General features: G+C 73.4%; 19 protein-coding genes. 6 read left to right on the top strand and 13 right to left on the bottom strand.

What is annotated here, in order from left to right; all coding sequences use genetic code 11:
• Window positions 1-122: 122 nt before the first annotated feature.
• Entirely contained in the window at window positions 123-3,641 is a 3,519-nt protein-coding gene (locus ACY0MR_RS28395; protein ID WP_473556097.1) for a DNA polymerase III subunit alpha, read from the bottom strand.
• A 170-nt stretch (window positions 3,642-3,811) separates the two neighbouring features.
• On the opposite strand from ACY0MR_RS28395, the gene ACY0MR_RS28390 reads away from it, so the two are divergent.
• Both ACY0MR_RS28390 and ACY0MR_RS28385 read left to right on the top strand, forming a co-directional pair.
• Window positions 3,812-4,852, top strand: a complete 1,041-nt coding sequence (locus ACY0MR_RS28390) for an ABC-2 transporter permease (RefSeq protein WP_473556094.1) — start codon at window positions 3,812-3,814, stop codon at window positions 4,850-4,852.
• An 82-nt stretch (window positions 4,853-4,934) separates the two neighbouring features.
• Complete coding sequence (locus ACY0MR_RS28385; RefSeq protein ID WP_388804306.1) at window positions 4,935-5,876, top strand: GNAT family N-acetyltransferase; 942 nt, start codon at window positions 4,935-4,937, stop codon at window positions 5,874-5,876.
• Between the two features lie 111 nt (window positions 5,877-5,987).
• Here ACY0MR_RS28385 and adhE read toward each other — a convergent pair whose 3' ends face one another.
• The 9 genes from adhE to ACY0MR_RS28340 form a co-directional block, all read right to left on the bottom strand.
• The gene (gene adhE / locus ACY0MR_RS28380; RefSeq protein ID WP_388804734.1) at window positions 5,988-8,618 is read right to left on the bottom strand and encodes a bifunctional acetaldehyde-CoA/alcohol dehydrogenase; all 2,631 of its coding nucleotides are present in this window, start codon (window positions 8,616-8,618) and stop codon (window positions 5,988-5,990) included.
• A gap of 143 nt (window positions 8,619-8,761) precedes the next feature.
• Entirely contained in the window at window positions 8,762-9,586 is an 825-nt protein-coding gene (locus tag ACY0MR_RS28375; protein WP_388804303.1) for a DUF1684 domain-containing protein, read from the bottom strand.
• Between the two features lie 5 nt (window positions 9,587-9,591).
• Window positions 9,592-10,872, bottom strand: coding sequence for an NtaA/DmoA family FMN-dependent monooxygenase (locus ACY0MR_RS28370; protein WP_473561904.1), 1,281 nt, complete (start codon window positions 10,870-10,872; stop codon window positions 9,592-9,594).
• Window positions 10,873-10,895: 23 nt separating this feature from the next.
• Window positions 10,896-11,966: an LLM class flavin-dependent oxidoreductase gene (locus ACY0MR_RS28365; protein WP_473556092.1), complete on the bottom strand. Its 1,071-nt coding sequence runs from the start codon at window positions 11,964-11,966 to the stop codon at window positions 10,896-10,898.
• Window positions 11,967-12,006: 40 nt separating this feature from the next.
• Window positions 12,007-12,984, bottom strand: a complete 978-nt coding sequence (locus ACY0MR_RS28360) for an ABC transporter substrate-binding protein (RefSeq protein ID WP_403316588.1) — start codon at window positions 12,982-12,984, stop codon at window positions 12,007-12,009.
• A gap of 40 nt (window positions 12,985-13,024) precedes the next feature.
• The gene (locus ACY0MR_RS28355; RefSeq protein ID WP_361852275.1) at window positions 13,025-13,831 is read right to left on the bottom strand and encodes an amino acid ABC transporter ATP-binding protein; all 807 of its coding nucleotides are present in this window, start codon (window positions 13,829-13,831) and stop codon (window positions 13,025-13,027) included.
• On the bottom strand, window positions 13,828-14,712 hold the full coding sequence (locus ACY0MR_RS28350; RefSeq protein WP_473556090.1) for an amino acid ABC transporter permease: 885 nt from the start codon (window positions 14,710-14,712) through the stop codon (window positions 13,828-13,830). The genes ACY0MR_RS28355 and ACY0MR_RS28350 overlap by 4 nt, the downstream gene beginning before the upstream one ends.
• 44 nt (window positions 14,713-14,756) lie before the next feature.
• Window positions 14,757-16,562, bottom strand: a complete 1,806-nt coding sequence (locus ACY0MR_RS28345) for an FAD/NAD(P)-binding protein (protein WP_392865241.1) — start codon at window positions 16,560-16,562, stop codon at window positions 14,757-14,759.
• Window positions 16,559-17,407: an amino acid ABC transporter permease gene (locus ACY0MR_RS28340; RefSeq protein ID WP_388804285.1), complete on the bottom strand. Its 849-nt coding sequence runs from the start codon at window positions 17,405-17,407 to the stop codon at window positions 16,559-16,561. The genes ACY0MR_RS28345 and ACY0MR_RS28340 overlap by 4 nt, the downstream gene beginning before the upstream one ends.
• 454 nt (window positions 17,408-17,861) lie before the next feature.
• Here ACY0MR_RS28340 and ACY0MR_RS28335 point away from each other — a divergent pair, with 454 nt between their 5' ends.
• Both ACY0MR_RS28335 and ACY0MR_RS28330 read left to right on the top strand, forming a co-directional pair.
• Entirely contained in the window at window positions 17,862-18,341 is a 480-nt protein-coding gene (locus ACY0MR_RS28335; protein ID WP_392865237.1) for a GNAT family N-acetyltransferase, read from the top strand.
• Window positions 18,338-19,324, top strand: coding sequence for an ABC transporter substrate-binding protein (locus ACY0MR_RS28330; RefSeq protein ID WP_388804281.1), 987 nt, complete (start codon window positions 18,338-18,340; stop codon window positions 19,322-19,324). The genes ACY0MR_RS28335 and ACY0MR_RS28330 overlap by 4 nt, the downstream gene beginning before the upstream one ends.
• Window positions 19,325-19,348: 24 nt before the next feature.
• On the opposite strand, the gene ACY0MR_RS28325 is transcribed toward ACY0MR_RS28330, so the two are convergent.
• Window positions 19,349-20,635, bottom strand: coding sequence for a DUF5685 family protein (locus ACY0MR_RS28325; protein WP_473556086.1), 1,287 nt, complete (start codon window positions 20,633-20,635; stop codon window positions 19,349-19,351).
• Between the two features lie 324 nt (window positions 20,636-20,959).
• Here ACY0MR_RS28325 and ACY0MR_RS28320 point away from each other — a divergent pair, with 324 nt between their 5' ends.
• The gene (locus tag ACY0MR_RS28320) at window positions 20,960-21,394 is read left to right on the top strand and encodes a cell division protein SepF (RefSeq protein ID WP_361852294.1); all 435 of its coding nucleotides are present in this window, start codon (window positions 20,960-20,962) and stop codon (window positions 21,392-21,394) included.
• 36 nt (window positions 21,395-21,430) lie between these two features.
• Here ACY0MR_RS28320 and ACY0MR_RS28315 read toward each other — a convergent pair whose 3' ends face one another.
• Window positions 21,431-23,209, bottom strand: a complete 1,779-nt coding sequence (locus ACY0MR_RS28315) for an MFS transporter (protein WP_392865231.1) — start codon at window positions 23,207-23,209, stop codon at window positions 21,431-21,433.
• A 469-nt stretch (window positions 23,210-23,678) separates the two neighbouring features.
• On the opposite strand from ACY0MR_RS28315, the gene ACY0MR_RS28310 reads away from it, so the two are divergent.
• Window positions 23,679-24,494, top strand: coding sequence for a phosphatase PAP2 family protein (locus tag ACY0MR_RS28310; protein WP_388804272.1), 816 nt, complete (start codon window positions 23,679-23,681; stop codon window positions 24,492-24,494).
• Between the two features lie 113 nt (window positions 24,495-24,607).
• Here ACY0MR_RS28310 and ACY0MR_RS28305 read toward each other — a convergent pair whose 3' ends face one another.
• Window positions 24,608-24,823 carry an I78 family peptidase inhibitor gene (locus tag ACY0MR_RS28305; protein ID WP_361863551.1) on the bottom strand — a complete coding sequence of 72 codons (216 nt, stop codon included), beginning with the start codon at window positions 24,821-24,823 and terminating at the stop codon, window positions 24,608-24,610.
• Between the last annotated feature and the right edge of the window lie 165 nt (window positions 24,824-24,988).

Below are 24,988 nucleotides of genomic sequence, written 5' to 3'. Positions count from 1 at the left end.
GCGACCGCCTGAGCCGGAGCGGGACCTCGTGCCGGGGCGGGCCCCCGCGCCGGAGCAGGGCCGCGCACCCGGGCAGGGCCGCGCCCCAGGGCAGGACCGCCGATCCGCGCGGCCCGGGCCGGTCATCCCGCCGAGCCCGGGCTGCTGTGCCACAGCTTCCGTCCGCTCGGGGTCCCCTCGCCCGCCGGCTTGAGGTCGGCCCAGGGGTTCATCTCGTACCCCGTGGACATCGTGATGCGCCGCCCGGAGTCGCCGCGGCCGGCGGCGGCCGCGGTGTCGTCGGCCGGGTCCGCCGGGTCGGGCTCGGCGAGCCGTTCGCCCACCGCGTCCAGGCCCCCGGACGCCCGGAGTTCGACGAGTTCGGCGAGGTTCCAGGCCGTGGCGCCGACCACGCTGACGCTGCGCGGACCGCGCCGCTGCACCACGCCCCGGACCAGCAGCAGCCAGGAGTGGAAGACGGTGTGGGCGCAGCGCTCGTGGGCGTCGTCGAAGAAGGCGAGGTCGACCAGGCCGGTGCCGTCGTCGAGGGTGGTGAAGATGACCCGCTTGCCGGAGCGGATCGGCGGGGTCTGGGTGGCGGCCTTGGCGCCCGCGACGAGGACGGTCCTGCCGTGCGGGGTCTCACGCAGGCGCTGGGCGGAGACGACGCCGAGCTCGCGGAGGAAGGCGTGGTGGTCGCCCATGAGGTGCCGGGAGGCGTCCATGCCGAGGATGCCGAGCTCGGCGCTGAGCCGTTCCGTCTCGTCCAGGTCGGGCAGACCCACGGGGGCCGTCTTCCCGCCCTGGGCGAGCGGGAGTTGGCCGCCGTGCGAGGCCGCGCCCCGCTGGATGCGCCGGAGTTCGGTGAGGTGCAGGAGGAGGTCGCGGCGGTTGGCGCCGAAGGCGTCCAACGCGCCGACCTGGGCGAGGCGTTCGGCCACGGGGGTGCGGGGGCGGGCCCGTTCCCAGAAGTCGAGGAGGGAGGCGTACGGCTGCCCGGCCTCGATCCGCGCGCCCTCGGCCTCGCTGATGCCGTGGACGTCGGTGAGGCCCAGCCGGAGCCCCCACCGCACCGTAGATTCAGACACCAGTTCGATACGGTGGGCGACCGCCGAGCGGTTCACGTCCAGCGGCAGCACCGGCACCCCGCGCCGCCGCGCGTCCGCGAGCAGCAGCCGCTTGGGGTACATGCCGGGGTCGTGGGTGAGCAGTCCGGCGTAGAAGGCGGCGGGGTGGTGCGCCTTGAGCCAGGCGGACTGGTACGTCGGCACGGCGAAGGCCACCGCGTGCGCCTTGCAGAAGCCGTACGAGCCGAAGGCGGCCACGATCTCCCAGGTGCGGGCGACGACCTCGTCCGCGTATCCGCGCCCCGAGGCCTCCCGGGCGAACCAGAGTTTGATCCGGCCCTGCGACTCCGGGTCGGAGAGCCCGCGCCGCACCTGGTCGGCCTCGTCCCGGCCGCAGCCGGTCATGATCCGTACGATCTCGATGATCTGCTCGTGGAAGACGACCACGCCGTACGTCTCCCGGAGCGTCTCCTCCAGGTCGGGGTGCGGGTAGCGGACGGGCGCGCGGCCGTGCCGGGACTCGATGAAGGGGCGGACCATGTCGGCGGCGACCGGGCCCGGCCGGAAGAGGGAGATGTCGACGACGAGGTCGTGGAAGGAGGCGGGCTGGAGCCGGCCGACCAGGTCGCGCTGGCCCGGCGACTCGATCTGGAAGCAGCCGAGGGTCTCGGTGGAGCGGATGAGCCGGTACGTCTCGGGGTCCCCCTCCGGAATCGCGTCGATGTCCGGGCGGGTCCCGGTGGCCCGCTCGACCTCGGCGACGGCGTGGGCCATCGCCGACTGCATCCGCACCCCGAGGACGTCGAGTTTGAGCAGCCCGAGGTCCTCCACGTCCTCCTTGTCGAACTGGGACATGGGGAAGCCCTCGCCGCTGGTGGGCACCACGGGGGTGCGGGCGAGCAGCGAGGCGTCGGAGAGCAGGACCCCGCAGGGGTGCATGGCGGTCCCGCGCGGGAGGGCGTCGAGGGCCTCGACGAGTTCCCAGAGCCTGCCGTACTTCTCCCGCTCCCCGGCGAGTTCCCGGAGTTCGGGCAGTTCGTCGAGGGCGGCGAGGGCGTCCCGGGCGCGGATGTGCGGGAAGGCCTTGGCGATCCGGTCGATCTCGGCCGGGTCCAGGGAGAGGGCCGCGCCCACGTCCCGGACGGCGTGCCGGACCCGGTAGGTCTCGGGCATGGAGACGGTGGCGACGCGTGCGGTGCCGAAGCGGTCGATGATCGCCCGGTAGACCTCCAGGCGGCGGGCGGACTCCACGTCGACGTCGATGTCGGGCAGGACGGTGCGGCGCTTGGAGAGGAAGCGCTCCATCAGGAGGCCGTGCTCGACCGGGTCGGCGTGCGCGATGCCGAGGAGGTGGTTGACGAGGGAGCCGGCGCCGGAGCCGCGGGCCGCGACCCGGATGCCCATGCCCCGTACGTCGTCGACGACCTGGGCGACCGTCAGGAAGTAGGGGGCGAAGCGGTGGTGGGCGATGACGTCCAGCTCGCGGTGCATCCGGTCCCAGTAGGCGCCCCGTCCCTCGTACCCCTTGAGGACCATGCCGGCGGCGGCGCGGGAGGCGAGGACGCGCTGCGCGGTGCGGTGCTCGGCGCCGACGAGGTGCGGTTCGGGGAAGTGGGCGGAGCCGATGCCGAGGTCGTCCTCGGGGTCGACCAGGCAGGCGGCGGCGACCGACGCGGTCCGGTCCAGGAGCCGGTGGGCGGTGTCCCGGCGGAATCCGGCGGCCTCGACGATCCGCTCGGCGGCGGCCAGCATGCCGTCGGCCCCCTTGAGCCAGGCGGCACCGCTGTCGAGCTCCTTGCGGGGGTCGACGGGGACGAGGCGGCGGGCCGAGTCGAGGACGTCGGCCACCGGGCCCTGGCCGGGGTCGGCGTACCGGACGGCGTTGCTGAGGACCGGCCGGACGCCCTGCTCGGCGGCGAAGCCGACGGTCCGAGCGGCGAGCCGCAGGGAGCCGGGGCCGGTGCCGGAGCGCCCGTGGTCGACGGCCGCGAGGCGGAGCGCGTCGCCGTAGCGCTCGCGCCAGGGCGCGAGCAGCCGGGCCGCCCGGTCGGGGCGGCCGGCGGCGAGGGCGCGTCCGACGTCGGAGTCGGGACCGAGGAGAACGAAGACCCCGTCGTCGCAGAGGGCGGCCCAGGGCAGCAGGGGCCGCTCCCCTCCCCCGGCGTGGGCGGCGGTGATCATCGCGCAGAGCGAGGCCCAGCCGGCGCGGGAACGGGCGAGGAAGACGGCGCGGGGCGCGGACTCGTCGACGAAGGCGCCGCCGCGGACGGGCACCCGCCGGATCTCCTGCGGGCCGCGGCCGGGCGTCCGCGCGGCGCCGCGCGGGCCGCCGCCGGACGCGGACGCACCCGGTCCGGACGGTCCCGGCCCCGGCACCGTCGCCTCGTACGCGAGGTCCACGCCGAACAGGGGGCGGACCCCCTCCTTCGCGCACGCCTTGGCGAAGCGGATCGTGCCCGCGAGGGTGTCGCGGTCGGTCAGGGCGAGCGCGTCCATGCCGCGCTCGGCGGCCCGTCCGGCGAGGCGCTCGGGGTGGGAGGCACCGTAGCGGAGGGAGTAGCCCGAGGCGGTGTGCAGATGCGTGAACCCCGGCATGGCGCGCCTCCCGGCTCCCGCATCGAAATCGTACGTACGTTCTCACCCCCTCGTTCCTCACTCTAACCCATATCGAACGTGCGTACGATAAGCACGCCGGGGCGTCCTCCGCTCAGCCATTCAGGTGCGTCCCACCTGCGCAAACGCACCCCGCCCCGGAGCGTGGGGGCATGAGCCTCGTCGACGAACTGAAAAGCGCCGTCACCCCCCGAGCCGCCCTCCTGGTCATCGGCGTCTTCGCGCTCCAGCTGCTGTTCATCACCTCGTACGTCGGAGCCCTGCACCACCCCCAGCCGCGGGACGTCCCCTTCGGCGTCGTCGCGCCGCAGCGGGTCTCCGCGCAGCTCGTCGGAGAGCTGGACCGGCTCCCCGGCTCCCCGCTCGACGCCCGCGCGGTCGCCGACGCGGCCACGGCGCGGAACCAGATCCTGAACCGGGACATCGACGGCGCCCTGGTGGTCGACCCCGCCGGCCGCACCGACACCCTGCTCGTGGCCTCCGGCGGCGGCACCGTGCTCTCCTCGACGCTGCAGGCGATGCTCACCCGCGTGGAGGCGAGCCAGGACCGCGCCGTGCGGACCGTCGACGTGGCCCCCGCGTCCCCCGAGGACTTCGACGGCCTCTCGGCCTTCTACCTCGTCGTCGGCTGGTGCGTCGGCGGCTACATCTGCGCCGCGATCCTGGCGATCAGCGCCGGCTCCCGGCCCGCCAACCGGGAACGCGCGATCATCCGCCTCGGCGTGCTGGCCGTCTACTCGGTCCTCGGCGGGCTCGGCGGCGCGATCATCGTCGGCCCGATCCTGGGCGCCCTGCCCGGCAGCGTCGCGGCCCTGTGGGGGCTCGGGACGCTGGTCGTCTTCGCCGTCGGGGCCGCCACCCTCGCCCTGCAGTCGGTCTTCGGGATCGTCGGCATCGGCCTGGCGATCCTGCTCATCGTGGTCGCGGGCAACCCGAGCGCGGGAGGCGCGTTCCCGCTGCCGATGCTGCCGCCGTTCTGGAACGCGATCGGCCCCGCCCTGCCGCCGGGCGCGGGCACCTGGGCCGCCCGCTCGATCGCCTACTTCAAGGGCAACGACATGACCACCTCGATGCTGGTCCTCTCGGCCTGGGCGGTCGTCGGCGTGGTCGTCACCCTGGTGATGTCCTCCCTCAAGCGCAAGCCGGAACCGGAGCCGATCGCGGAGGAGGTCGGCGGCGCGCCGACCCCCTGACCCCGCAAACCGCTGGCCCGTCCGGCCGACGGCCGCTACGTTCGCGGGGCAGACCGAACGCCCCCGAACGACAAGGCCCTCCGTGACAGTTGTGCGCCCCGCCCGTCCCGACGAACTCCCCGCCCTGGTCGAGCACCCCGACGACCCCGAACGCAACGCCGCCACCCGCGCGTACCTCGCCCAGCTCCTCGACAGCGGGTGCACCCGGCCCGAGTGGTGCCTGGTCGCCGAGGACGGCGACGGCCGCCCCACCGGCAGCGTGGTGCTGTGGACCCTGCCGGGACAGGAGGTCCCGCTCGCCCTGGTGCTGTTCGAGGCGCCGCGGGACGCCCCGGAGACCGCCGCCGCCCTGCTCGACGCGGCGGCCGCCGAGGCCGGGAAGCTGGGTGCGACGGAGCTGGAGCACGTCGTCGACTCCCCCGCCCAGGCCCCGCAGTTCCAGCGGAACCCGGAGGACCGCGGCGAGCTGCTGCGGGCGTCCGGCTTCGCGGTGGTCCGCGACGGACGCCGGTTCGTCCACCGGAGCCCCGGCGCACCGGACGCGCTGCCCGCGGACGACCCCCGGCTCACCTTCCGCTCGCTCGCCGAACTCGGCCGCGGACCCTTCGTCGAGGCCCTCGCCGAGCTGCTCGCGGACACCGCCGACGCCCGCCTCGCGGCCGACGTGCGCCGGCACGGCGCCCGGCGCGCGGCCGAGCTGCTCTTCGAGGAGACGGCCGAGCTGAAGCACGAGCCCGGCTGGTGGGAGCTCGGCTACGCCGCGGACGGCACGGTCGCCGTGATCAGCCTGCCCGCCGAGAACCCCGCCGTTCCGGTGATCGGATTCGTCGGCGTCACCCCCGCGCACCGGGGCAAGGGGTACGCCACCTCGGTCGTGGTCCGGGGCACGCGCATCCTGGCCGCCGCCGGGGCCACCGAGATCCGCGGCGACTGCGACGCCGCGAACGTGGCGATGGCCCGGGCCTTCGCGCGCGCCGGATACGTGAACTTCGCCGACCGCCTGGAGTTCGCCCGCGCCCTCTGAGCCGGCGCGCGCGGAGCCTCGCCTCCCGAACCACCCCCGCACCTGGCCGGGTACACCCCGGTGCCGCCCCGCGCGTCCTCGCGCGGGGCGGCACCGTCGGACCTCGGCGGACTACCGGCCGTAGTACGCCCGGGTCATCAGCTCCTTCATCTCGTCGATCATCGGCATCCTCGGGTTCGCCGGTGCGCACTGGTCGGCGTAGGCGTTCATCGCCTGCTGCGGCAGGGCCGCGAGGAAGGCCGCCTCGTCGACGCCCTCCTCCTGGAAGGAGGCGGGGATGCCGCAGCGGGTGCGCAGCTCCTCGACCGCCCGGGCGTAGGACTCCACGCCCTCCTCGGGGGTCGCGGCCGGCAGGCCGAGCATCCGCGCGATCTCCTGGAAGCGCTCCGGGGCCCGGTAGACCTCGGCCTTCGGCCACGGCACGGCCTTGTGGGTGACGGTGCCGTTGTGGCGGATCACGTGCGGGAGCAGCAGCGCGTTGGTGCGGCCGTGGGCGACGTGGAAGGTGTTGCCGAGGGTGTGGGCCATGGCGTGGACGAGGCCGAGGAAGGCGTTGGCGAAGGCCATGCCGGCGATGGTGGACGCGTTGTGCATCTTCTCGCGGGCCTCGGGCGCCCGGGCGCCCTGCGTCACACAGGTCTCCAGGTTCTCGAAGATCAGCTTGATCGCCTGGAGGCACTGGCCGTCGGTGAAGTCGTTCGCGTAGGCGGAGACGTAGGCCTCGGTGGCGTGGGTGAGGGCGTCGAAGCCGGAGTCGGCGGTGACCGTGGGCGGCAGGTGGAGCGGCAGTTCCGGGTCGACGACGGCGACGTCGGGGGTGAGCGCGTAGTCGGCGAGCGGGTACTTCTGGGCCGCCTCCGGGTCGGAGATCACCGCGAAGGGGGTGACCTCGCTGCCGGTGCCCGAGGTGGTCGGGATCGCGACGAGCCTCGCCTTCTCGCCGAGCTTCGGGAAGCGGTAGGCGCGCTTGCGGATGTCGAAGAACTTCTCCCTGGTGTCGGCGAACTCGACCTCGGGCCGCTCGTACATCAGCCACATGATCTTCGCCGCGTCCATCGGGGAGCCGCCGCCGAGGGCGATGACGGTGTCCGGGCGGAACTCCCGCATGGCGGCGGCGCCGGCCCGGACGGTGGCGAGCTCGGGGTTGGGCTCGACGGAGTCGATGACCTGGACGGTGACCGGCTCGGGGCGGCCGTTCAGGATGTCGGTGACCCTCCGGACGAGGCCGATCTCGCCCATGGTCCGGTCGGTGACGATGGTGACCCGCTCCAGGCCCTCCATCTCGCCGAGGTAGCGGAGGGCGCCCCGCTCGAAGTAGATCTTCGGCGGGACCTTGTACCACTGCATGCTCGTGTTGCGCCGTCCGATCCGCTTGATGTTGATCAGGTCGGCCGCGGTGACGTTGCCGGCGACGGAGTTGTGCCCGTAGGAGCCGCAGCCGAGGGTGAGGGAGGGCAGGAAGGCGTTGTAGACGTCGCCGATGCCGCCGAAGGTGGAGGGGGCGTTGACGATGACCCGGACCGCCTTGACGCGGCGGCCGAACTCCTCGGCGAGGGCCTCGTCCTCGGTGTGGACGGCGGCGCTGTGGCCGAGGCCGTGGAACTCGACCATGCGGGCGGAGAGCGCGAGGCCGTGCTCGGTGGAGTCGGCGCGGAGGACGGCGAGGATCGGGGAGAGCTTCTCGCGGGTGAGCGGTTCGCCCTCGCCGACCTCGGCGCATTCGGCGAGGAGGACCGAGGTGCCCTCGGGGACCTCGAAGCCGGCCTGTGCGGCGATCCAGTGGGGGGACCGGCCGACGACGGCCGCGTTGAGCTTCGCGCCGGCGCAGTCGGTGGCGTGGGCGGTGGTGCCGAAGACGTACTCCTCCAGCTTGGTCTTCTGGGCGGCGGTGAGGACGTGACCGCCGAGGCGCTCGAACTCGGCGACGCCGTCCTCGTACACCTCCGTGTCGAGGATGGCGGCCTGCTCGGAGGCGCAGATCATGCCGTGGTCGAAGGCCTTGGAGAGCACGATGTCGTGTATCGCCCGCGGGAGCTTCGCGCTCTTCGTGACGTACGCGGGGACGTTGCCCGCGCCGACGCCGAGGGCCGGCTTGCCGCACGAGTAGGCGGCCTTGACCATGGCGTTCCCGCCGGTGGCGAGGATGGTGGAGACGCCCTCGTGGTGCATCAGGAGGCCGGTGGCCGCCATGGAGGGCTCCTCGATCCACTGCACGCAGCCGGCGGGCGCGCCGGCGGCGACGGCGGCGTCGCGGACGATCCGGGCGGCCTCGGCCGAGCAGCGCTGGGCGGAGGGGTGGAAGGCGAAGACGATCGGGTTGCGGGTCTTGAGAGCGATCAGCGCCTTGAAGATCGTGGTCGAGGTGGGGTTGGTGACGGGGGTCATCGCGCAGATCACGCCGACGGGTTCGGCGATCTCGGTGATGCCGTTGACCTCGTCGCGGCGGATGACTCCGGCGGTCTTCAGGCCGGCCATCGAGTGGGTGACGTGCTCGCAGGCGAAGAGGTTCTTGACGGCCTTGTCCTCGAAGACGCCGCGGCCGGTCTCCTCGACGGCGAGTCTCGCCAGGTCGCCGTGGGCGCTCAGCGCGGCGAGCGAGGCCTTCTTGACGATGTGGTCGACCTGCTCCTGGTCGAGCTCCGTGAACCGGTCGAGTGCCCCGAGGGCCTCCCGTACCAGTCCGTCCACCCTCTCCTCGGTCTCCATGGCCGGCTCTCCTTCTTCGGTCCCGGTTTCTCCGATGTCTCCATTCGACACCCGGCGACCTGCGGAAAGGGGCGGAGAAGGGCCTGAGGGGAGGGGCCGGAAGTCCCTTTGCGAATGCTTTCACAAAGGGACTTCCGGCGGCGGCGCGCGCCGCCCGGGGCAGGGTTCGGCGCGGCCGGTCAGCCCTCGGCCGGCCGCCGCTCGCCCGCCGCGACGGCGGTGTCGAGGGTGTTCCCCGGCGGGGGGAACGGGCAGATGAAGTGATCGGCGAAGGCGCAGGGCGGCAGCAGCGCGCGGTTGAGGTCGACCGTCACCGAGCCGTCCGCCGCCGGGGCCGGCGGCCGCAGGAAGCGGAAGCGGTAGCTGTCCCGGCCGCTGGTGGCGTCGGCGAAGACGGCCCACAGGGAGCCGTCGTCCTCGACGGCCACCTGGAGGGTGTGCTCACCGCCGTGCAGTTCGAAGGCAAGTTCACCGGAGAGCCCGAGGCCCCGCTCGCGGCCGTCGGCGTTCTCCACCCGTACGCTCCGCGTCCGCTCGTACGGGCGGAAGACGCCGGGCACCACCCAGCGCTCGTCGTACGGGGTGGCCTCGATGCCCCGGAAGGCGGCGCGGGCCTCGGAGCGGGGGTCGAAGTCCCGTACGGCCCAGAGTCCTTCGCGGCGCAGCACGACGAGGCGCCGGCCCGCCGACTCGACGCGGGACTCGTGGATCGGGGCGTGGTCGGCGGTGAGCCGGACCGTGCCGGCGAAGGGCTTGCCGTCGACGGTGATCCCGTCCTCGGCGGCGGCGCTGAGGAGCACCTCGTCGCCGTCCTCCCGCCACTCCCCCGGAACGCCCGGAACGCGCCCCTCCGGGGCGTCCGAGAGCCAGTGGGTGCCCGTGAGGGAGAGCGGACCGTACGAGGAGGAGACCGCGGCCTCCCGCTGCTCGTGCCAGTGCCGCCACTCCTGCCGCGGGTCGGCTCCCGCGCTGGTGCCCGTGCCGCTGTCGTGGTGCGTGCTCATGGTGCTCAACCCTTCCATACGGGCTCGGGAAGCCCGAGGTGCGCCCGGAGCGTCGTGCCGGAGTACTCCGTCCGGAAGACGCCGCGCTCCTGGAGCAGCGGCACGACCCGGTCGACGAACTCGTCGAGGCCGCCGGGGGTCAGGTGCGGGACGAGGATGAAGCCGTCGGCCGCGTCCGCGGCGACGAACTCCTCCAGGGCCGCCGCCACCGTCGCCGGGCTGCCCACGAAGGACTGCCGGCTCGTGGACTCGACGACCGTCTGACGGATCGACATGCCCTTGGCCTCGGAGAGGGCCCGCCACTTCCGGGCCACCCCGACCGGGTCGGCGACCCGCACCCGGCCCTGGACCAGCGTCGAGTCGGGATCGGGGTCGACGTCGGGCAGCGGCCCGTCCGGGTCGTAGCCGGAGAGGTCGCGGCCCCAGACCTGTTCCAGGGCGAGGATCGCGTTCTGCGGGGAGACCTGCCGGCGGCGGATCTCCGCGGCGCGCTCCTGCGCCTCGGCGTCGGTGTCCCCGAGGACGTAGGTCACGCCGGGCATGATCCTGAGGTCGCCGGGCTCCCTGCCGTACCGGGCGAGCCGTCCCTTGACGTCGGCGTAGAACGCGCGGCCCGCCTCCAGGGTGGAGTGCCGGGTGAAGACCACGTCGGCGGCGGAGGCCGCGAACGCGCGTCCCTCGGCGGAGTCGCCGGCCTGGATGACGACCGGGTGCCCCTGCGGGGAGCGCGGGACGGTGAACTCGCCCTCGATCCCGAACTGCGGCCCGCTGTGGGCGAAGGGCCGCGGCCGGCCCTCCGGGGTCCAGGAGTCCCACAGCTCCCGGGCCGTGGCGAGGAACTCGGCGGCCCGGGTGTACCGGTCGGCCCGGTCCAGGAAGCCGCCGCGCCGGAAGTTCTCCCCGGTGAAGGCGTCCGAGGAGGTGACGACGTTCCAGGCGGCCCGGCCCGCGCTGAGGTGGTCGAGCGAGGCGAGCCGCCGGGCCAGTTCGTACGGTTCGTTGAAGGTGGCGTTGACCGTGCCGGCCAGGCCGAGCCGGTCGGTGACGGCGGCGAGCGCGTTCAGGACGGTGACCGACTCGGGCCGGCCGACCACGTCGAGGTCGTGGATGCGTCCGTTGTGCTCGCGCAGCCGCAGCCCCTCCGCCAGGAAGAAGAAGTCGAAGAGGCCGCGCTCCGCGGTCCTGGCGAGGTGCTCGAAGGAGGAGAAGTCGATCTGGGAGCCGGAGTGCGGATCGTCCCAGAGGGTGGTGGAGTTGACGCCGGGGAAGTGCGCGGCGAGGTGCATCCGCCGGCGTCCCTCACGGGTGCTCATGCGCGTGCTCCCGTCGTCGCGGGCGCCTCGGTGGCGTACTGGCTGACGGGGCGGACGAGCCCCAGGTGGTCGCGGAGAGTGGTGCCCTCGTAGGAGGTGCGGAAGAGGCCGCGGTCGCGCAGCGGGGCGACGGTGCCGGCGGTGAACCGCTCCAGGTCCCGCTCGGGGACCGCGGGCACGAGGTGGAAGCCGTCGACCGCCCCGCCGCCGTGCCAGCCCGCGATCAGTTCGGCGAGCGCGCCGGGCCCGCCCTCGTACGCGTCGAGGTCGACGGTCGCCGAGAGCAGGACGCGGAGCTGTCGGGGGTCCCGGCCGTGGGCGCGGGCCCCCTGGTGCAGTTCGGCGCGCAGGGCGGCGGCCTCCTCGGCGGAGGAGGCCCTGATGAGGGCCACGTCGGCGTGGTGGGCGGCGGTGTCGCGGGCGGCGGGGCGGGTGGCGTCGACGACCGTGACCGGGTTGCCCTGCGGGGGCCGGGGGACGATCGAGGGGCCGGTGACCGAGAAGGTCGCCCCCTGGAAGTTCACATGGTGGAGCTTCCTGCGGTCGACGAACCGCCCGGTCGCGGTGTCCCGTATCTCGGCGTCGTCCTCCCAGCTGTCCCACAGCCTGCGGGAGACCTCGGCGACCTCGCCGGCCTCCTGCCACAGTTCGGCGGTGGGCGGGGCCGGGCGGCGGCCGAAGAGCCGGGCCTCGGCCCCGGTCGGGGAGACCGCGATGCGCCAGCCGGCCCGGCCCCGGCTGACCCAGTCGAGGGTGGCGACGGCGGCCTGGACGTGGAAGGGCTCGGTGTGGGTGGTGGTCACGGTCGGCACGAGGCCGACCGAGCGGGTCTCCGGGGCGACCCGGGCCAGGACGGCGAGCGCGTCGAGGCCGGGCCGGGTGAAGGAGTCGTCGTGGGTGAGGAAGTCGAGCCCGGCGGCCTCGGCGAGCCGGGCGAGCGCGACCGTACGGGCGGCGGCGCCGGCGGCGGCGGGTGCGGCGGTGCGGGCGGCGGACGGGCCGGCCGGCCGGTCGCCGGCGCCCGGGGCGAGTTCGGCGGCGAGGTGGAGCGTTCGGCTGCTGGTCATGCGGTCTCTCTCGGAAGGACGGGGTGCGGACGGCGCGTGGTCAGTTCTTGGTGCGGGGCAGCCCCGGCGGGTTGATCTCCGACTTCGTCACGGCCTCGCTGTCGAGGCCCCACCGCTTGAGGACCTGGGCGTAGGTGCCGTTCCCGACGACGTGGTCGATGGCGGCGGCGTAGGCGGCGACGAGTCCGCTGTCCTTCTTGGTGGTGGCCGCGATCTTGCCCTGGAGGCCGGCGCCGGCACCGGAGAACTTGCCGACGATCTCGGTCTGTCCGGCGGAGAGCACGTGGTAGGCGGCGACCGGGTTGGGGCCGAGGTAGCCGTCGATGCGGCCGGACTGGAGCGCCAGGTAGTAGTCCGAGGTGTTCTGGTAGTACTTGATGTCGACCGGCTTGCGGCCTGCCTTCTCGTTCTGCGCGGACCAGTCGACGAGGATCTTCTCCTGGTTGGTGCCGGAGCCGACGGCGATCGCCTTCCCCGCCACGTCCTCGGGGCCCTTGACCGTCCAGCCGGAGCCCTTCTTCGCCTCGAAGGCGAGGTCGTCGAGGCGGTAGGTGGCGAAGTCGTACTTGTCCTTGCGCTCCTCGGTGACGGTGACGTTGGAGAAGACGGCGTCGTACTTGCCGCTGTCGAGGCCGACGAAGAGGTTCTCCCAGGAGACCGGGTTGAACTCCGGCTTCAGACCGAGGGCGTCGGCGACCAGGGTCGCGAGGTCGACCTCGACGCCGATGAGCGTCTTGTCGTCGGTGGCGTGGAAGGCCAGCGGCGGATTGCTCGTGGCGGAGACGCCGAGGACCAGGGTGCCTCTCTTGCGGACGGCCTCGGGCAGCTTGGCGGCGAGTGCGTCGACCTTGGGGGTGTGGACGCGGTCCTGCTCGGGGCTGAGGTTGATGCCGTCGGCGGCCTTCTTCGCCTCGGGCTTGGCCGCGTCGAGGGCGGCGTCACCCGAGCCGCAGGCGGTGAGGACGCCGAGGGCGGTGAGCGAGGCGAGGGCGGCGAGGACGGTGCGGCGGGTCTTCATGGCGGTACTCCTGAGAGGGATGGGGCGGGTGGGTGGGTGGTCAGAGGACCTTGGAGAGGAAGGCGCGGGTGCGCTCGTGGCGGGGGCTGTCCAGCACCTCGGCAGGTGGCCCCTGCTCGACGATCCGGCCCTCGTCCATGAAGACCACGGTGTCCGCGACCTCGCGGGCGAAGCCGATCTCGTGGGTGACGACGATCATGGTGGTGCCGGAGGCCGCGAGGTCCTTGATGACGTCGAGGACCTCGCCGACCAGCTCGGGGTCGAGCGCGGAGGTCGGCTCGTCGAAGAGGAGCAGCCCCGGTTCCAGGGCGAGCGCGCGGGCGATGGCGACCCGCTGCTGCTGTCCGCCGGAGAGCTGCTTGGGGTACGCCTCCGCCTTGTCGGCCAGTCCGACGCGCGCGAGCAGGCCGCGGGCCGCGGCCTCGGCCTCCTTGCGGGGGCGCTTGAGCGCCGAGACCGGGGCCTCGACGATGTTCTCCAGGACGGTGAGGTGCGGGAACAGGTGGAAGTTCTGGAAGACGAAGCCGATCCGGGTGCGCTGCTTGAGGATGTCGCGCTCGCGCAGTTCGTAGAGCTTGTCGCCGGAGCGGCGGTAGCCGACGAGGGTGCCGTCGACGCTGACGGTGCCGCTGTCGACCTTCTCCAGGTGGTTGATGGTGCGCAGGAGGGTGGACTTGCCGGAGCCGGAGGGGCCGAGGACGACGGTGACCTCGCCGGCGCGGACGTCGAGGTCGATCCCGCGCAGGACGTGGAGCGGGCCGAAGGTCTTGTGGACGGCCCGGATCTCGACCTTGGCGGTGTCGGCGGCCCGGGGGGCGGCGGTCGGGTCGGCGGTGACGGAGCTCATCGGACGCTCCCCTTCGCGTAGTGGCGTTCGACGTAGTGCTGGACGACGGAGAGCGCGGTGGTGAGCAGGACGTACCAGGCGGTGGCGACCATCAGGAGGGGGACGACCCGTCCGTTGCGGCCGTAGACGACCTGGACCTGGTAGAAGAGTTCGCCGATCGCCATGACGGAGACGATCGAGGTGCCCTTGAAGAGCGAGATGATCTCGTTGGCGGCGTTGGGCAGGATCGAGCGCATCGCCTGCGGCAGGACGATCCGCCGCACCTGCCGCAGCCGCGGGATGCCGAGGGAGGCCGCGGCCTGCAACTGGCCCTCGTCCACGGCGAGTACGCCGCCGCGGACGATCTCCGCCGCGTAGGCCGCCTGGTGCAGGGCGAGCCCCAGGACGGCGGCGCTCATCTCGCCGACCAGGCCCATCGTGTCGAAGGAGAGGAAGCTCGGCCCGAAGGGGATGCCGATGCTCAGCTCCTCGTAGAGGTAGGCGAGGTTGAACCAGAAGAGCAGCTGGACGATGAGCGGGATCGAGCGGAAGGCCCAGATGTAGCCGAAGGCGACGGACCGCAGGAAGGGGCTGGCCGACAGGCGCATGAAGGCGAGCACGATGCCGATCGCGAAGCCGAGCGCGGTGCCGTAGAAGGTGAGCTGGAGGGTGACCCAGACGGCCCGGAGGACGGTCTCGGTGGTGAAGAACGCGGCGAAGACGTCCCACTCCCAGCCGGGGTTGGTGACGAGTCCGTGGACGAACTGGACGAGCAGGACGGCGGTGACGACGACGGCCACCCAGCGCCAGGGGTGCCGCACGGGGACGACCACGAGCTCGGGGGCGGCCGCCGGTTCCTTCGGGACGGCTCTGGTGGCGGGCGGATCACTGGTGAGAGACATGGCGGTTCCTCGGAAGGGGGTCGGGCGGCCGGAGGGCGGCGGGATCAGGCGGACAGCGGGGCCGGGAGCCGACAGGCCCCGTCGCGCAGCAGCGTCAGCGCCTCGCGCGCGGCGACGTCGTTCTGCCGGAAGGCGACCCCGCCGGTGCGGGGCCGGGTGAAGGCGCTGTCCGTCCGCGCGGTGGTGTGCGGACCGAGCGCGAAGCGGCGCGGGTGGGGGCGCCCGTCGCGTTCGAGGATCCGGCCGTCGACCGGGTCGACGACGAGGAGGCCGCTGGTGGTGGCGCGGGCGCCCTCCTCGTGCAGGGCGCGCAGCAGCGGGCTGCCGGTGCGTTCGAGGCTGGGGTCGGGGAGCCGGGCCTCGACCAGGGCGCGCGCCTCGGTCCACTGCCCCGGTACGGCGGTGGACGCGGCCCGGAAGACCCCGCGCTCCTCGTCGGCCTCGACGGTGAGGCCGGGGCCGAGGAAGCGGACGACGCCCGCGCGGGAGAGGGCGAGGAGCTGGCGCAGCCGGGGGCCGGGCGGCCCGGACGCGAGGTAGCTGAAGAAGCCGTGCCACCAGTCGCCGGTGTCGACGCGGTCCCCGAGCCGGAGGAGCTGTCCGTAGACGGAGAGCAGTCCGGCGAAGACGGCGGCGTCGGCGCTGTGGGCGGGGTCGTGGCGGCGGGCGAGGTCGTCGGCGACGTAGGCGCGCAGGCCGTTCTGGAGGGCTTCCGGCGAGGCGAAGCGGATGCCGTCCAGGGGGCGGTCCAGGGCGTCCAGGTCGAGCCGGTCGGCCGGGTCGGGGACGGCCGCGGCGACGAGGGCGGCGAGCTCGGCGCTGCGCGGCGGCGCCGCGGCGTAGGCCCGTGCGAAGTCGTCGGGTCCGAGCGCGGTCCGCTCGGGGTGGGTGGAGAAGAGCCGGTGGTAGTGGGCCCAGCCGAGCTCCTTGTCGATCAGCGGCCACACGTCGCGCCGGAAGTCGACGCGGCCGGGCCGGCGGAGCAGGGCGTCGGTCTGCTCGGGGCCGAAGAACCGGGGCAGCGGGGGCCGTTCGCCGTCGAGGGCGTAGCCGAGCTTGGAGTGGTACGGGACGCCCCGGCGCGATCCGACGTGCAGGACGGGTTCCCTGCCGGAGGGCCGGTAGACCAGCGCGTCGCCCTCGCCCTCGTAGCGTCCGCCGCGGCCCTCGGTGAGCAGCACCATCAGGTCGACGAAGGCGAGTCCGAAGCCGCGGACGAGGACGTCCCGGCCGGCGGGCAGGGCGGACAGGTCGGTGTCGGCGGTGAAGTCGGGCGGCAGGTGGACGAGGCCGTGGCGGGCGGCGAAGCCGGCGAGGGCCCGCTGCTCCGGGTCGGGTTCGGCGTCGAGGTGGCCGACGGTGAGGATCACGGCGTCGGCGGCGAGCGGTGCGGCGGAGCCCTCCAGCCAGACCCGCTGGCGCCCCTCGCGCGGGCCGCCGATCCGCAGCGCGGTGGTGCGGTGCTCGTGGACGGAGACGGAGGCGGGCAGCGCGGCCCGCGCCTGCTCGAACACCCAGCGCAGGTAGGCGCCCTGCTGGAGGCGGGTGGGGAAGCTGCGGCCGTCGATGCCGGACCATTCGGCGACCGTCGGGCCGGGCCGCACGGGGCCGGTCAGGTCGACGGTCTCGTCGGTGAACATGGTGACGTCCTCGGCCCGGGAGTTCATCCAGAGCAGCGGGGACTGCGCGGTGCGCCAGATCCGGCCGGGGCCCGGCGGGTGCGGGTCGACGAGGTGCAGGTCGAGGGGGCGGTCGCCGTACAGCTCGGGCAGGTTGGCGGCGAGCCGTTCGAGGAAGCCGGTCCCCCGCGGACCGGCTCCCACGATCACCAGGGACGGGCGGGGGCTCACCGCGCACCCGCCGTGCCGCGGGCGTAGTGGCGCTCCACGTAGTGCTGGCCGAGGCTGAGGACGGAGGTGACGGCGACGTACCAGAGCGTGGCGACGAGGAGGAGCGGGATGACCTCGTAGGTGCGGTGGTAGATCAGCTGGGTCGAGTAGAGCAGGTCCTGGACGGCGATCACGGAGACGATCGAGGTGCCCTTGAGGGTGCCGATCAGCATGTTCCCGGCCGGCGGGACGATCGCGCGCATGGCCTGCGGCAGCACGATCCGGGAGAGCCGGCGCCACCGGCCGAGACCGAGGGACTGGGCGGCCTCCAGCTGGCCGCGGTCGACGGAGAGGATGCCGCCGCGCACGACCTCGGCGGCGTAGGCGGCCTCGTGCAGGGTGAGGCCGATGACGGCGACGGACACCGGGCCGAGGAGGTTGACGGTGCTGACGCCCAGGATCTGCGGGTAGAGGGCGCCGATGTTGAACCAGAAGAGCAGCTGGACCAGGATCGGGGTGGAGCGGAAAAACCAGACGTAGCCCCAACTCACCGCGCGCAGCACCGGGTTGTCGGAGAGCCTCAGGACCGCGAGCAGGGTCCCGAGGACGAAGCCGAGCACCATGACGAGGGCCGTCAGCCACAGGGTGAGGCCGAGTCCGCGCAGGACGGACGTGGAGGTGAAGTACTCGGCGACCACGTCCCACTGGAAGGCCTTGTTGCGGACGACCGAGACGAGGCCGAGCGCGAGGAGGACGAGGACGAGGCCGGCGGCCGCCCACTGCCCGGTGCGGCGGGCGGGGACGATGCGGGGCGGTGGTTCGGCCGGCGGGGCCGGCGAGGGGGTTTTCACGAGGGTCGCGGACATACGAAGACTCCGTGGATGCCAGAGGCGGATCGAACACGGGGGTGCGCCTTCACACGCGACGAGCACGGGACCGGGCCCCTCAGCCCGATCCGCCCTTCGAGGCTATGCGGTCAACAGGCCCTGTTGTCAAGGGTGTCCGCACTGTGAGCCGTACGTCTCATCGTGGTTGACGTGGGCACGGATGCCTGTTCCACTGTGGCCATGCATTCGCAGCAGCTGGTCACGCGCTCCCACATCGACTTCGGTCGCGTGTGGTCCTCCTCCTGTTGAGCCGACCCTCTGCTCGGTGAGCCGGTGGTCCGGCTCCGCCCCGTCCGCGTGCTGTCCTCCGCGGCGCCTTCACACCCAGGCCCTCTCGGCGCCTGAGCCCTCCCCTCCCCTCGTTCCGCCCTGCCGTCCTCCTTCGTTCCGGAGGGCTGCGGCTCTCTCGTCTCCTTCGTCCTGAAGGACCGTCATGACCTTCGCGTTGTCCGTGCACCGGACCACGACCACCGACCCCCTGGCGCGCCCGCTCCTCGACGAGCTGGCGTACGAGTACACGACCCGGTACGGCTCGGCGCACGATCTGAGCCGCTACCCGGCGGAGGAGTTCGCCCCGCCGCACGGCGCCTTCCTGCTCCTGCTGGAGCAGGGCCGGCCGGTGGCGGGCGGCGCCTACCGCCGCTACGACGACGACACCGCCGAACTGAAGCGGATCTGGACCCACTCGGCGCACCGCAGGCGCGGACTCGCCCGCCGGGTCCTCACCCTGCTCGAACGGGAGGCCGCCGCCCGCGGCTACTCCCGCCTCTACCTCACGACCGGACCGCGCCAGCCCGAGGCCAGGGGCCTCTATCTGGCGAGCGGCTACCGCCCGCTCTTCGACGTGTCCGCCGATCCCGAGTCGATCGGCCCGCTGCCGTTCGAGAAACTCCTGGAGAGACCGAAGCCATGACCACGCGCACGCGCCCCGGCACCGCACGCACCGCTCTCGTCTTCGCCCTGATCACCGGCGCCGCCCTGACCCTGACCGCCTGCGCGGGCGGTGACCCCGCGACGGCCCCGGCCGGCGCGTCGGGCGCTCCGGGCGCCGCGGGGGCGGCGCAGGGCGGACTTCCGACCGAGGACGTGGTGGCGGCGGTGAAGAAGAACGAGGCCGCGGCGAAGCTGCTCCCCGCGGACGTCCGGCAGCGGGGCGTCTTCACGCTCGCCTCCTCGGTCGCGACCCCGCCCAGCTCGGCCTATCTGCCCGACGGGAAGACCGTGGTGGGGGTGGACGCCGACTTCGCCGCGGCGGTGGCGAAGGCCCTCGGCCTGGAGGTGAAGCGCGAGGTGGTCGGGTTCGAGGCGATCCTGCCGGCCCTCGGCAGCGGCAAGTACGACGTCGGCACCGGGAACTTCGGGGTGACCGAGGAGCGGCGCAAGGCCATCGACTTCGTGACCTACATCAACGACGGCCAGGGGTTCGCGAGCCGTGCCGACAGCCCGTTGAAGGCGGTCACCGACCTCACGCAGCTGTGCGGCCTGAAGGTGGCCGTGAACGCGGGCACCACCTTCGAGCGGACCCTGGAGCAGAACAAGGGCCGGTGCGCGGAGGCGGGCAGGAAGCCGTACGAGGTGAACGTCTACAGCGAGACCGGGGCGATCTGGATGTCGCTCCAGCAGGGCCGCAGCGATGTCGTGATGAACACGATCAACGGGGTGCGGTACGCGGTGACGCAGCAGAAGAACGTGAAGTTCCTCAACGAGTACCGGCGGCTGGACGTCGGCTTCGCCTTCAAGAAGGGGACGCCGCTCGCGCCCGCCTTCCAGGCCGCGGTGAACGGCCTGAAGGCGGACGGCACGTACGACCGGATCCTCAGGAAGTGGGGCGTGACCGGGTCGGGCATCGCCACCTCGCGGATCTCCCCGCCGGAGATCCCGGCGCCGAAGAAGTAGCGGCGCGGGGATCCCGGCGGAAGGTCAGCAGTCGCAGCCGCAGTTGCAGTCGCCGCAGCAGCAGCCGTCGCCCTCGCAGCAGGAGGAGCAGTTGCTGCAGCAGTCACAGCAGTCGCAGCAGCTCCCGGGGTCGCACTGCTGGCAGAGCCCTTCGCGCCGCTGGCGGCTCCAGGGGTCCTCGAAGGTGCCGCAGCACATCTGGCAGGTGCAGGCCAGCCCGATCCAGAGCGCGCAGCCGGCGATCAGCCCGCGGCGGTTCGGAGGGCCGGGCGGGAGCGGCCCGCCGGGGCCTCCGGGTCCGCCGGGACCGGGGGCGTACGGACCTCCGGGGCCGGCCGGGCCGCCGGGGGCGTACGGGTTGCCGGGGCCGCCCGGCGCGGCGTAGGGGTTCCCCGGGACGGGGCCGTGCGCGTGCGGGGCGCCCTCGCCCTGCGCCGCTCCGGTGTGCGAGCAGCTCGTCGTGCCGAAGGCGCGGTCGACCGAGGTGCGGAGTTCGTGGGCGAGCAGCACGTGTGCCAGCTTGCCGTCGGCGAACTCGGCGTCCCGCAGCGCGAGGCGGATGCCGTGCAGGGCGTCGTCGGCGAGCCGACGGGCCTCCTCGCGGGAGGTGCCGGTCGCGGTGAGCGGGTTCCAGGCCCCCTTCTCGGCGTCGGCGGTCTGGTCCTCGACGGCGTCGAGGAGGTGGGCGAGGCGGCCGAAGAGCCGGCCCGCCTCGGCGAGCGGCTCCGCGTTGCCGGGCCGGCCGGCGAGGACGGCGGTGTGCGCGAAGGCGGCCGCGGTGGCGGTCTCGGTCGGTTCGGTGACGGTGAGCAGGGAGGTGCCGGGGCCGGCGAGGGCCTCGATGCCGGTCTGGCGGTCGACGGCGTCGACGAGGACGGCGGTGTCGAAGCCGAGGGCGCGTCCGGTCCTGGCTCCCGCCCGGTCCCAGGAGCGGGCGACGCGGCGGGCCGCGGCGGCGGCCGGCCGCCGGGCCAACAGGCCGTCCCGGTCGTCGACGTGGTCGCGGATCTTCGCCGAGGCGAGGACCAGGGAGACGGCTGCGGCGAGCCGGGCGCCCTCGCCCCTGGCCACCGGGGCGGTCCGCAGGGCCCGCAGCGCACAGGGCCCGGCCGTGCGGCGGCCCGCCTCGGTGACGCCGGTCTGAGCCTCCGTCAGGACCGAGACGATCAGCCCGTCGTAGTTGGTGACGATCCGGGCGAACTGCCCGTGGTCGGCGCGAAGTGCCAGGCAGAGGCCGCAGAGATGGGCCATCCACGCGGTCTTGAGCCCGTCGGTGAGCCGATGCGTGCAGGGTCTGACGATTCCGAACATGGTCTCCCCCGTGGAGCGTGGATCTGCGCCTGGCTATGGACCGCCGGGCGGCCTCGCGGCATCGTAGCGAGCGGGCCCGTTCACCCGTACGCGCCCATCGTCACCCTTCCGGCACGACTTTCATATTTTCAGCTACATGGCCCTCCCTCAGGCCCCGCATACCGCACGATTCCTGACGAATCGCCAGGAAACGGTGCTCACGTTCTGCACCAGTACCGTCACGAATCCCCTGCGCGCCGACTATCCACTTGGCGCGCGATCCGCATCATGAAGGACGATAGGGAAATGCGGAACCACAAGTGACCGCGCTGAAAGGAGGCGTCCATGGGATCGGTGCGCAAGGCGAGCGCCTGGCTGGGCCTCGTCGAGGACAACGACGAGCGTTACTACGACGACGAGTACGCCGACGGTGCCGAGGGCGGCGACGCCTGGGTGACGGACCCCCGCGTCCGGGTGGCCACCGACACCGCCGAGGACCGGGGCCGTCGGATCGCGACCGTCTCCCCGGACGGCTTCCGGGACGCCCGCGGCATCGGCGAGCTCTTCCGGGACGGCGTCCCGGTGATCGTGAACCTGACCGCGATGGAGTCGAACGACGCCAAGCGCGTGGTCGACTTCGCCGCCGGCCTCGCCTTCGGTCTGCGCGGTTCGATCGAGCGCGTGGCGACGCGGGTCTTCCTGCTGACCCCCGCCGACACCCAGATCGTCACGGGCGAGACGGGCCGCCGGCAGCAGGACGGCTTCTTCAACCAGAGCTGAGCGGGTCCGCCGGCCGGGCACCCCCGAGCGATCGGGTCAGTGCGCCGGACGCCCCGAGCCGGCGGGCTCGATCGCCTCCCGGGTCGCGGGCACCCGCGGCTCGGACGTCTTCGTGCGCTCCGACGGCTCCGCGGCCCGCACCTCCCCCGCCGGTTTCGACGGCACCGGCACGGACCGGCCGGGCACGGCCCCGTCCCGCTCCGACGGTGCCGGCCGTGACGGCACCGGCCGCTCCCCCTCCACCGCCCCGCCGGACACCGGATCCTCCGGATCCACCGGGCACTCCATCACCCGCGGCAGGCGCAGTGCCATCGCCGCACCGATCAGCAGCAGCCCCGCGCTCACGAAGAGCGTGAGGTGCAGCCCGTTCACGAAGGCGTGCCGGGCGGCCTGGTGCAGCGCCCCGCCGGCCTCCCCGCCCAGTCGGCCCGCCACCTGATAGGCCTCGCCCAGCGAGTTCGCCGCGGCCCGGCTCGCCTCCGCGGGCACCCCGGGGATCGCGGCGAGCCCGGGGGCGTACGCCGCGTTCATCACGCTGCCGAGCAGGGCGGTGCCCATGCCCGCGCCGAGCTGGTACGAGGTCTCGCCGATCGAGGCGGCGGCGCCCGCGCTCCGCTGCGGCGCCTCGCTGAGCATCGACTCGTACGCCGAGAAGAGCGTGGTCTGCAGGCCGAAGCCGAGCAGCACGAAGCCCACCGTGAGCAGCAGCGGCCGGTCGTGCTGCCCCATGAAGGTGAGCAGCAGCACGGCGGCGGCGGTGAGGACGAAGCCCCAGCCGACCATCCGGCGCGGTCCGATCCTGCGCAGGGTGTACGAGCCGGTGGCGCCGGCGGCCATGGCGGCGAAGGTGAGCGGCAGCAGGCGCAGCCCGGTCTCCAGCGGGCTCAGCCCGATGACCAGCTGGAGGTACTGGACGGCGATGAGCTGCAGGCCGACCAGGGCCAGCATGGCGAGCACGATGCAGCCGACCGAGGTGGTGAAGGCGGCGCGGGAGAAGAGCCGCATGTCGATCAGCGGATGGGGTCGCCGTCGCTGGCGCCGTACGAAGAGGTAGAGGAGCCCGGCGCCGAGCAGCAGCGGCCCGGCGGTGGGCAGCGCGAGGAGCGGTTCGCCCGCGCCCGCGCGCTTGACCCCGAGGACGCAGCCGAGCACGCCGGCCGCGGCCATGAGCGCGCCGAGGACGTCCCAGGGTCCGTCGGCTCCGCCGCGGGACTCGGGGAGCAGGCGGCGGCCGAGCGGCAGGATCAGCGCCATCAGCGGGATGTTGATGAGGAAGACGGAGCCCCACCAGTAGTGCTCGACGAGGAAGCCGCCGAGCACGGGCCCGGTGGCGGCCCCTATCGCGGCCACCGCGGTCCAGATCCCGATGGCGGTGGCCCGCTCGCGCCGGTCGGGGAAGACCGCCCGGAGGATGGAGAGCGTGGCGGGCATGATCATCGCGCCGCCGACGCCGAGGAGCACCCGGGCCCCGATGAGCACCGAGGGTTCGGTGGCGAGCGCGGCGACCGCCGAGGCGATGCCGAACAGCGCGTATCCGAGGAGCAGGACCCGGCGCCGCCCGACCCGGTCACCCAGGGTGCCGAAGAGGATCAGGAGCGAGGCGCAGATCAGCGGGTAGGCGTCGACGATCCACAGCAGGGCGGTGGAGCTCGGACGCAGGTCCTCGGTGAGCGAGGGGATGGCCACGTGGAGGATGGTCGAGTCGAGGGCGACCACGAGGAGGCTGACGCAGAGGACGACGAGGACGACCCAGCGGTTGGCTCCGCCGCCGGCTGCGGCACGGGGTCGTGCTGGGGCCGTGTTCGTCCGCGACATATACGTACCTCCCAGTGAAGCTCTCGCGCTCGGTGGGTCCCGACCAGGGCTTATACCCCCCGGGGGCCCGGCATCGACGGGCGAGTGAGCCGTCAGCGTACGCGAGTTCAAGGCCCGAGCGCGTGGTGCAGCTCTCACCCCGGCGGGCCGCGCGGTGTGGCGTACGCCACTCGGGTCGGGCCCGCGTCGCATGGAATTCCGTACGGACAGGCGTTTGAAGCGAATTCCGCGTGTTCAAACACGCTTCCGGAATCGGTCCCGTGACAATAGGGCGGAAGGTCATCGGATTTCCCGACGGACGCCGGTAAAAGGACGCCCACTGAGACCTACTCCACATCACATCAACATCACGAACAGACCGGAACGACCGGGTCTGCTTCTCACTCCCTGTAACGTCGATTGGGTGCGTACCGACATCTTTGCCCGGCTGGACCGGGAGCCGGAACCGCCGAAGATAGAGGTCCCGCGGATGACCCGCACGCGTCTCGCCCTCTTCGGCGGGACGTCGGCGTTCTATCTCGCCATGGTCGTCGCCGTGCTGCTCTCGACGTGGCTGGTGACCCTCGACTGGAAGATCATGCTCTTCCGGCCCTACCAGCAGTGGCCGGAGATCCACGGCTTCCTCGACTACTACGTCGTCCTCGGCCAGCGCGGTCCGACGGCCGTCATGGTGGCCGCCTGGCTGGGCTGGCGCTCCTGGCGCCAGCACACCCTGCGGCCCCTGCTCTGCCTCGGCGCCGCCCTCCTGCTGCTCAACGTCACGGTCGGCGCGGTCAAGCTCGGGCTCGGCCGTCTCGGACCCCACTACGCGACCGAGGTCGGATCCGCCGAGCTCTTCGCCGGCGGCGACATATTCCCTTCGGGTCACACCGCCAACGCGGTCGTGACCTGGGGCATCCTCGCCTACCTGGCGACCACTCCGAGGGCCCGGCGCTATCTGTCGGCGCTCTCCGCGGTGGTCGCGCTCGGCGTCGGACTCACCACGGTCTACCTGGGCACGCACTGGCTGAGCGACGTCCTCCTCGGCTGGGCCGCCGGCCTGCTGATCCTGCTCGCCCTGCCCTGGTGCGAGCCGGTGATCGCCGTCGCCGAGTCGTGGATCCTGGCCCTGCGCGACCGCGTACGGGACCGGCTGCGGGACCGCCGCCGCCTCGTCCCCTCGCTGCCCGTGGCCTCCGGAGGGCCCCGCCCGGGGTACTTCCCGCAGCGTCCGCCCGGCTCCGAGGAGCCGGTCCGCGGACCGGCCGGAGTGGCCGGCGGCCGCGCTCCGGCGACCCGCGGCTGACCGCGGGACCCCCGCGCACACGAGAAGGGCCCCGGCCGACGATCGGCCGGGGCCCTTCCGCGTGTCCGGGTCAGGGCGGCTCCGGGCGCGCCCGGAGGCCCGCCGCCGGCGCCTCAGCCGACCCAGCAGCGGGTGACCGTGCCGTCCTCGACCTCGAAGTTGATGCGTGCGGCGAGGTACTCCATGGTGATGATCGAGCCGGGCGGGAGGGACCTGACGGTGCTCCAACCCCGCGTCCTGGCGCGCCGTTCGGCGCTGTCCCCGTCGAGGCCCACATAGGACTCGGGGGCGTCGCGAGGCGGTTCGGGAGTGCGCGATGTGGATGCCATGGCCCTCACGTTAGTCCCTTGGCGGTCACGCTTGTGTCACAGGTTCTCGACGCGTGCTCGGCATGATCCCGGTCACTGTCGGCCAGGGATTCCGGCCGTTTCTCCAGTAATTCCGAGCGGCCTCGGGTAGTTCGCACCAAGGAACCGGAAGCGCGGATACCGGGC

Source organism: Streptomyces sp. JN8 (assembly GCF_055808075.1).
The sequence above is the reverse complement of the archived record's forward strand: the minus strand, read 5'-3'. Positions and strand labels throughout refer to the sequence as shown.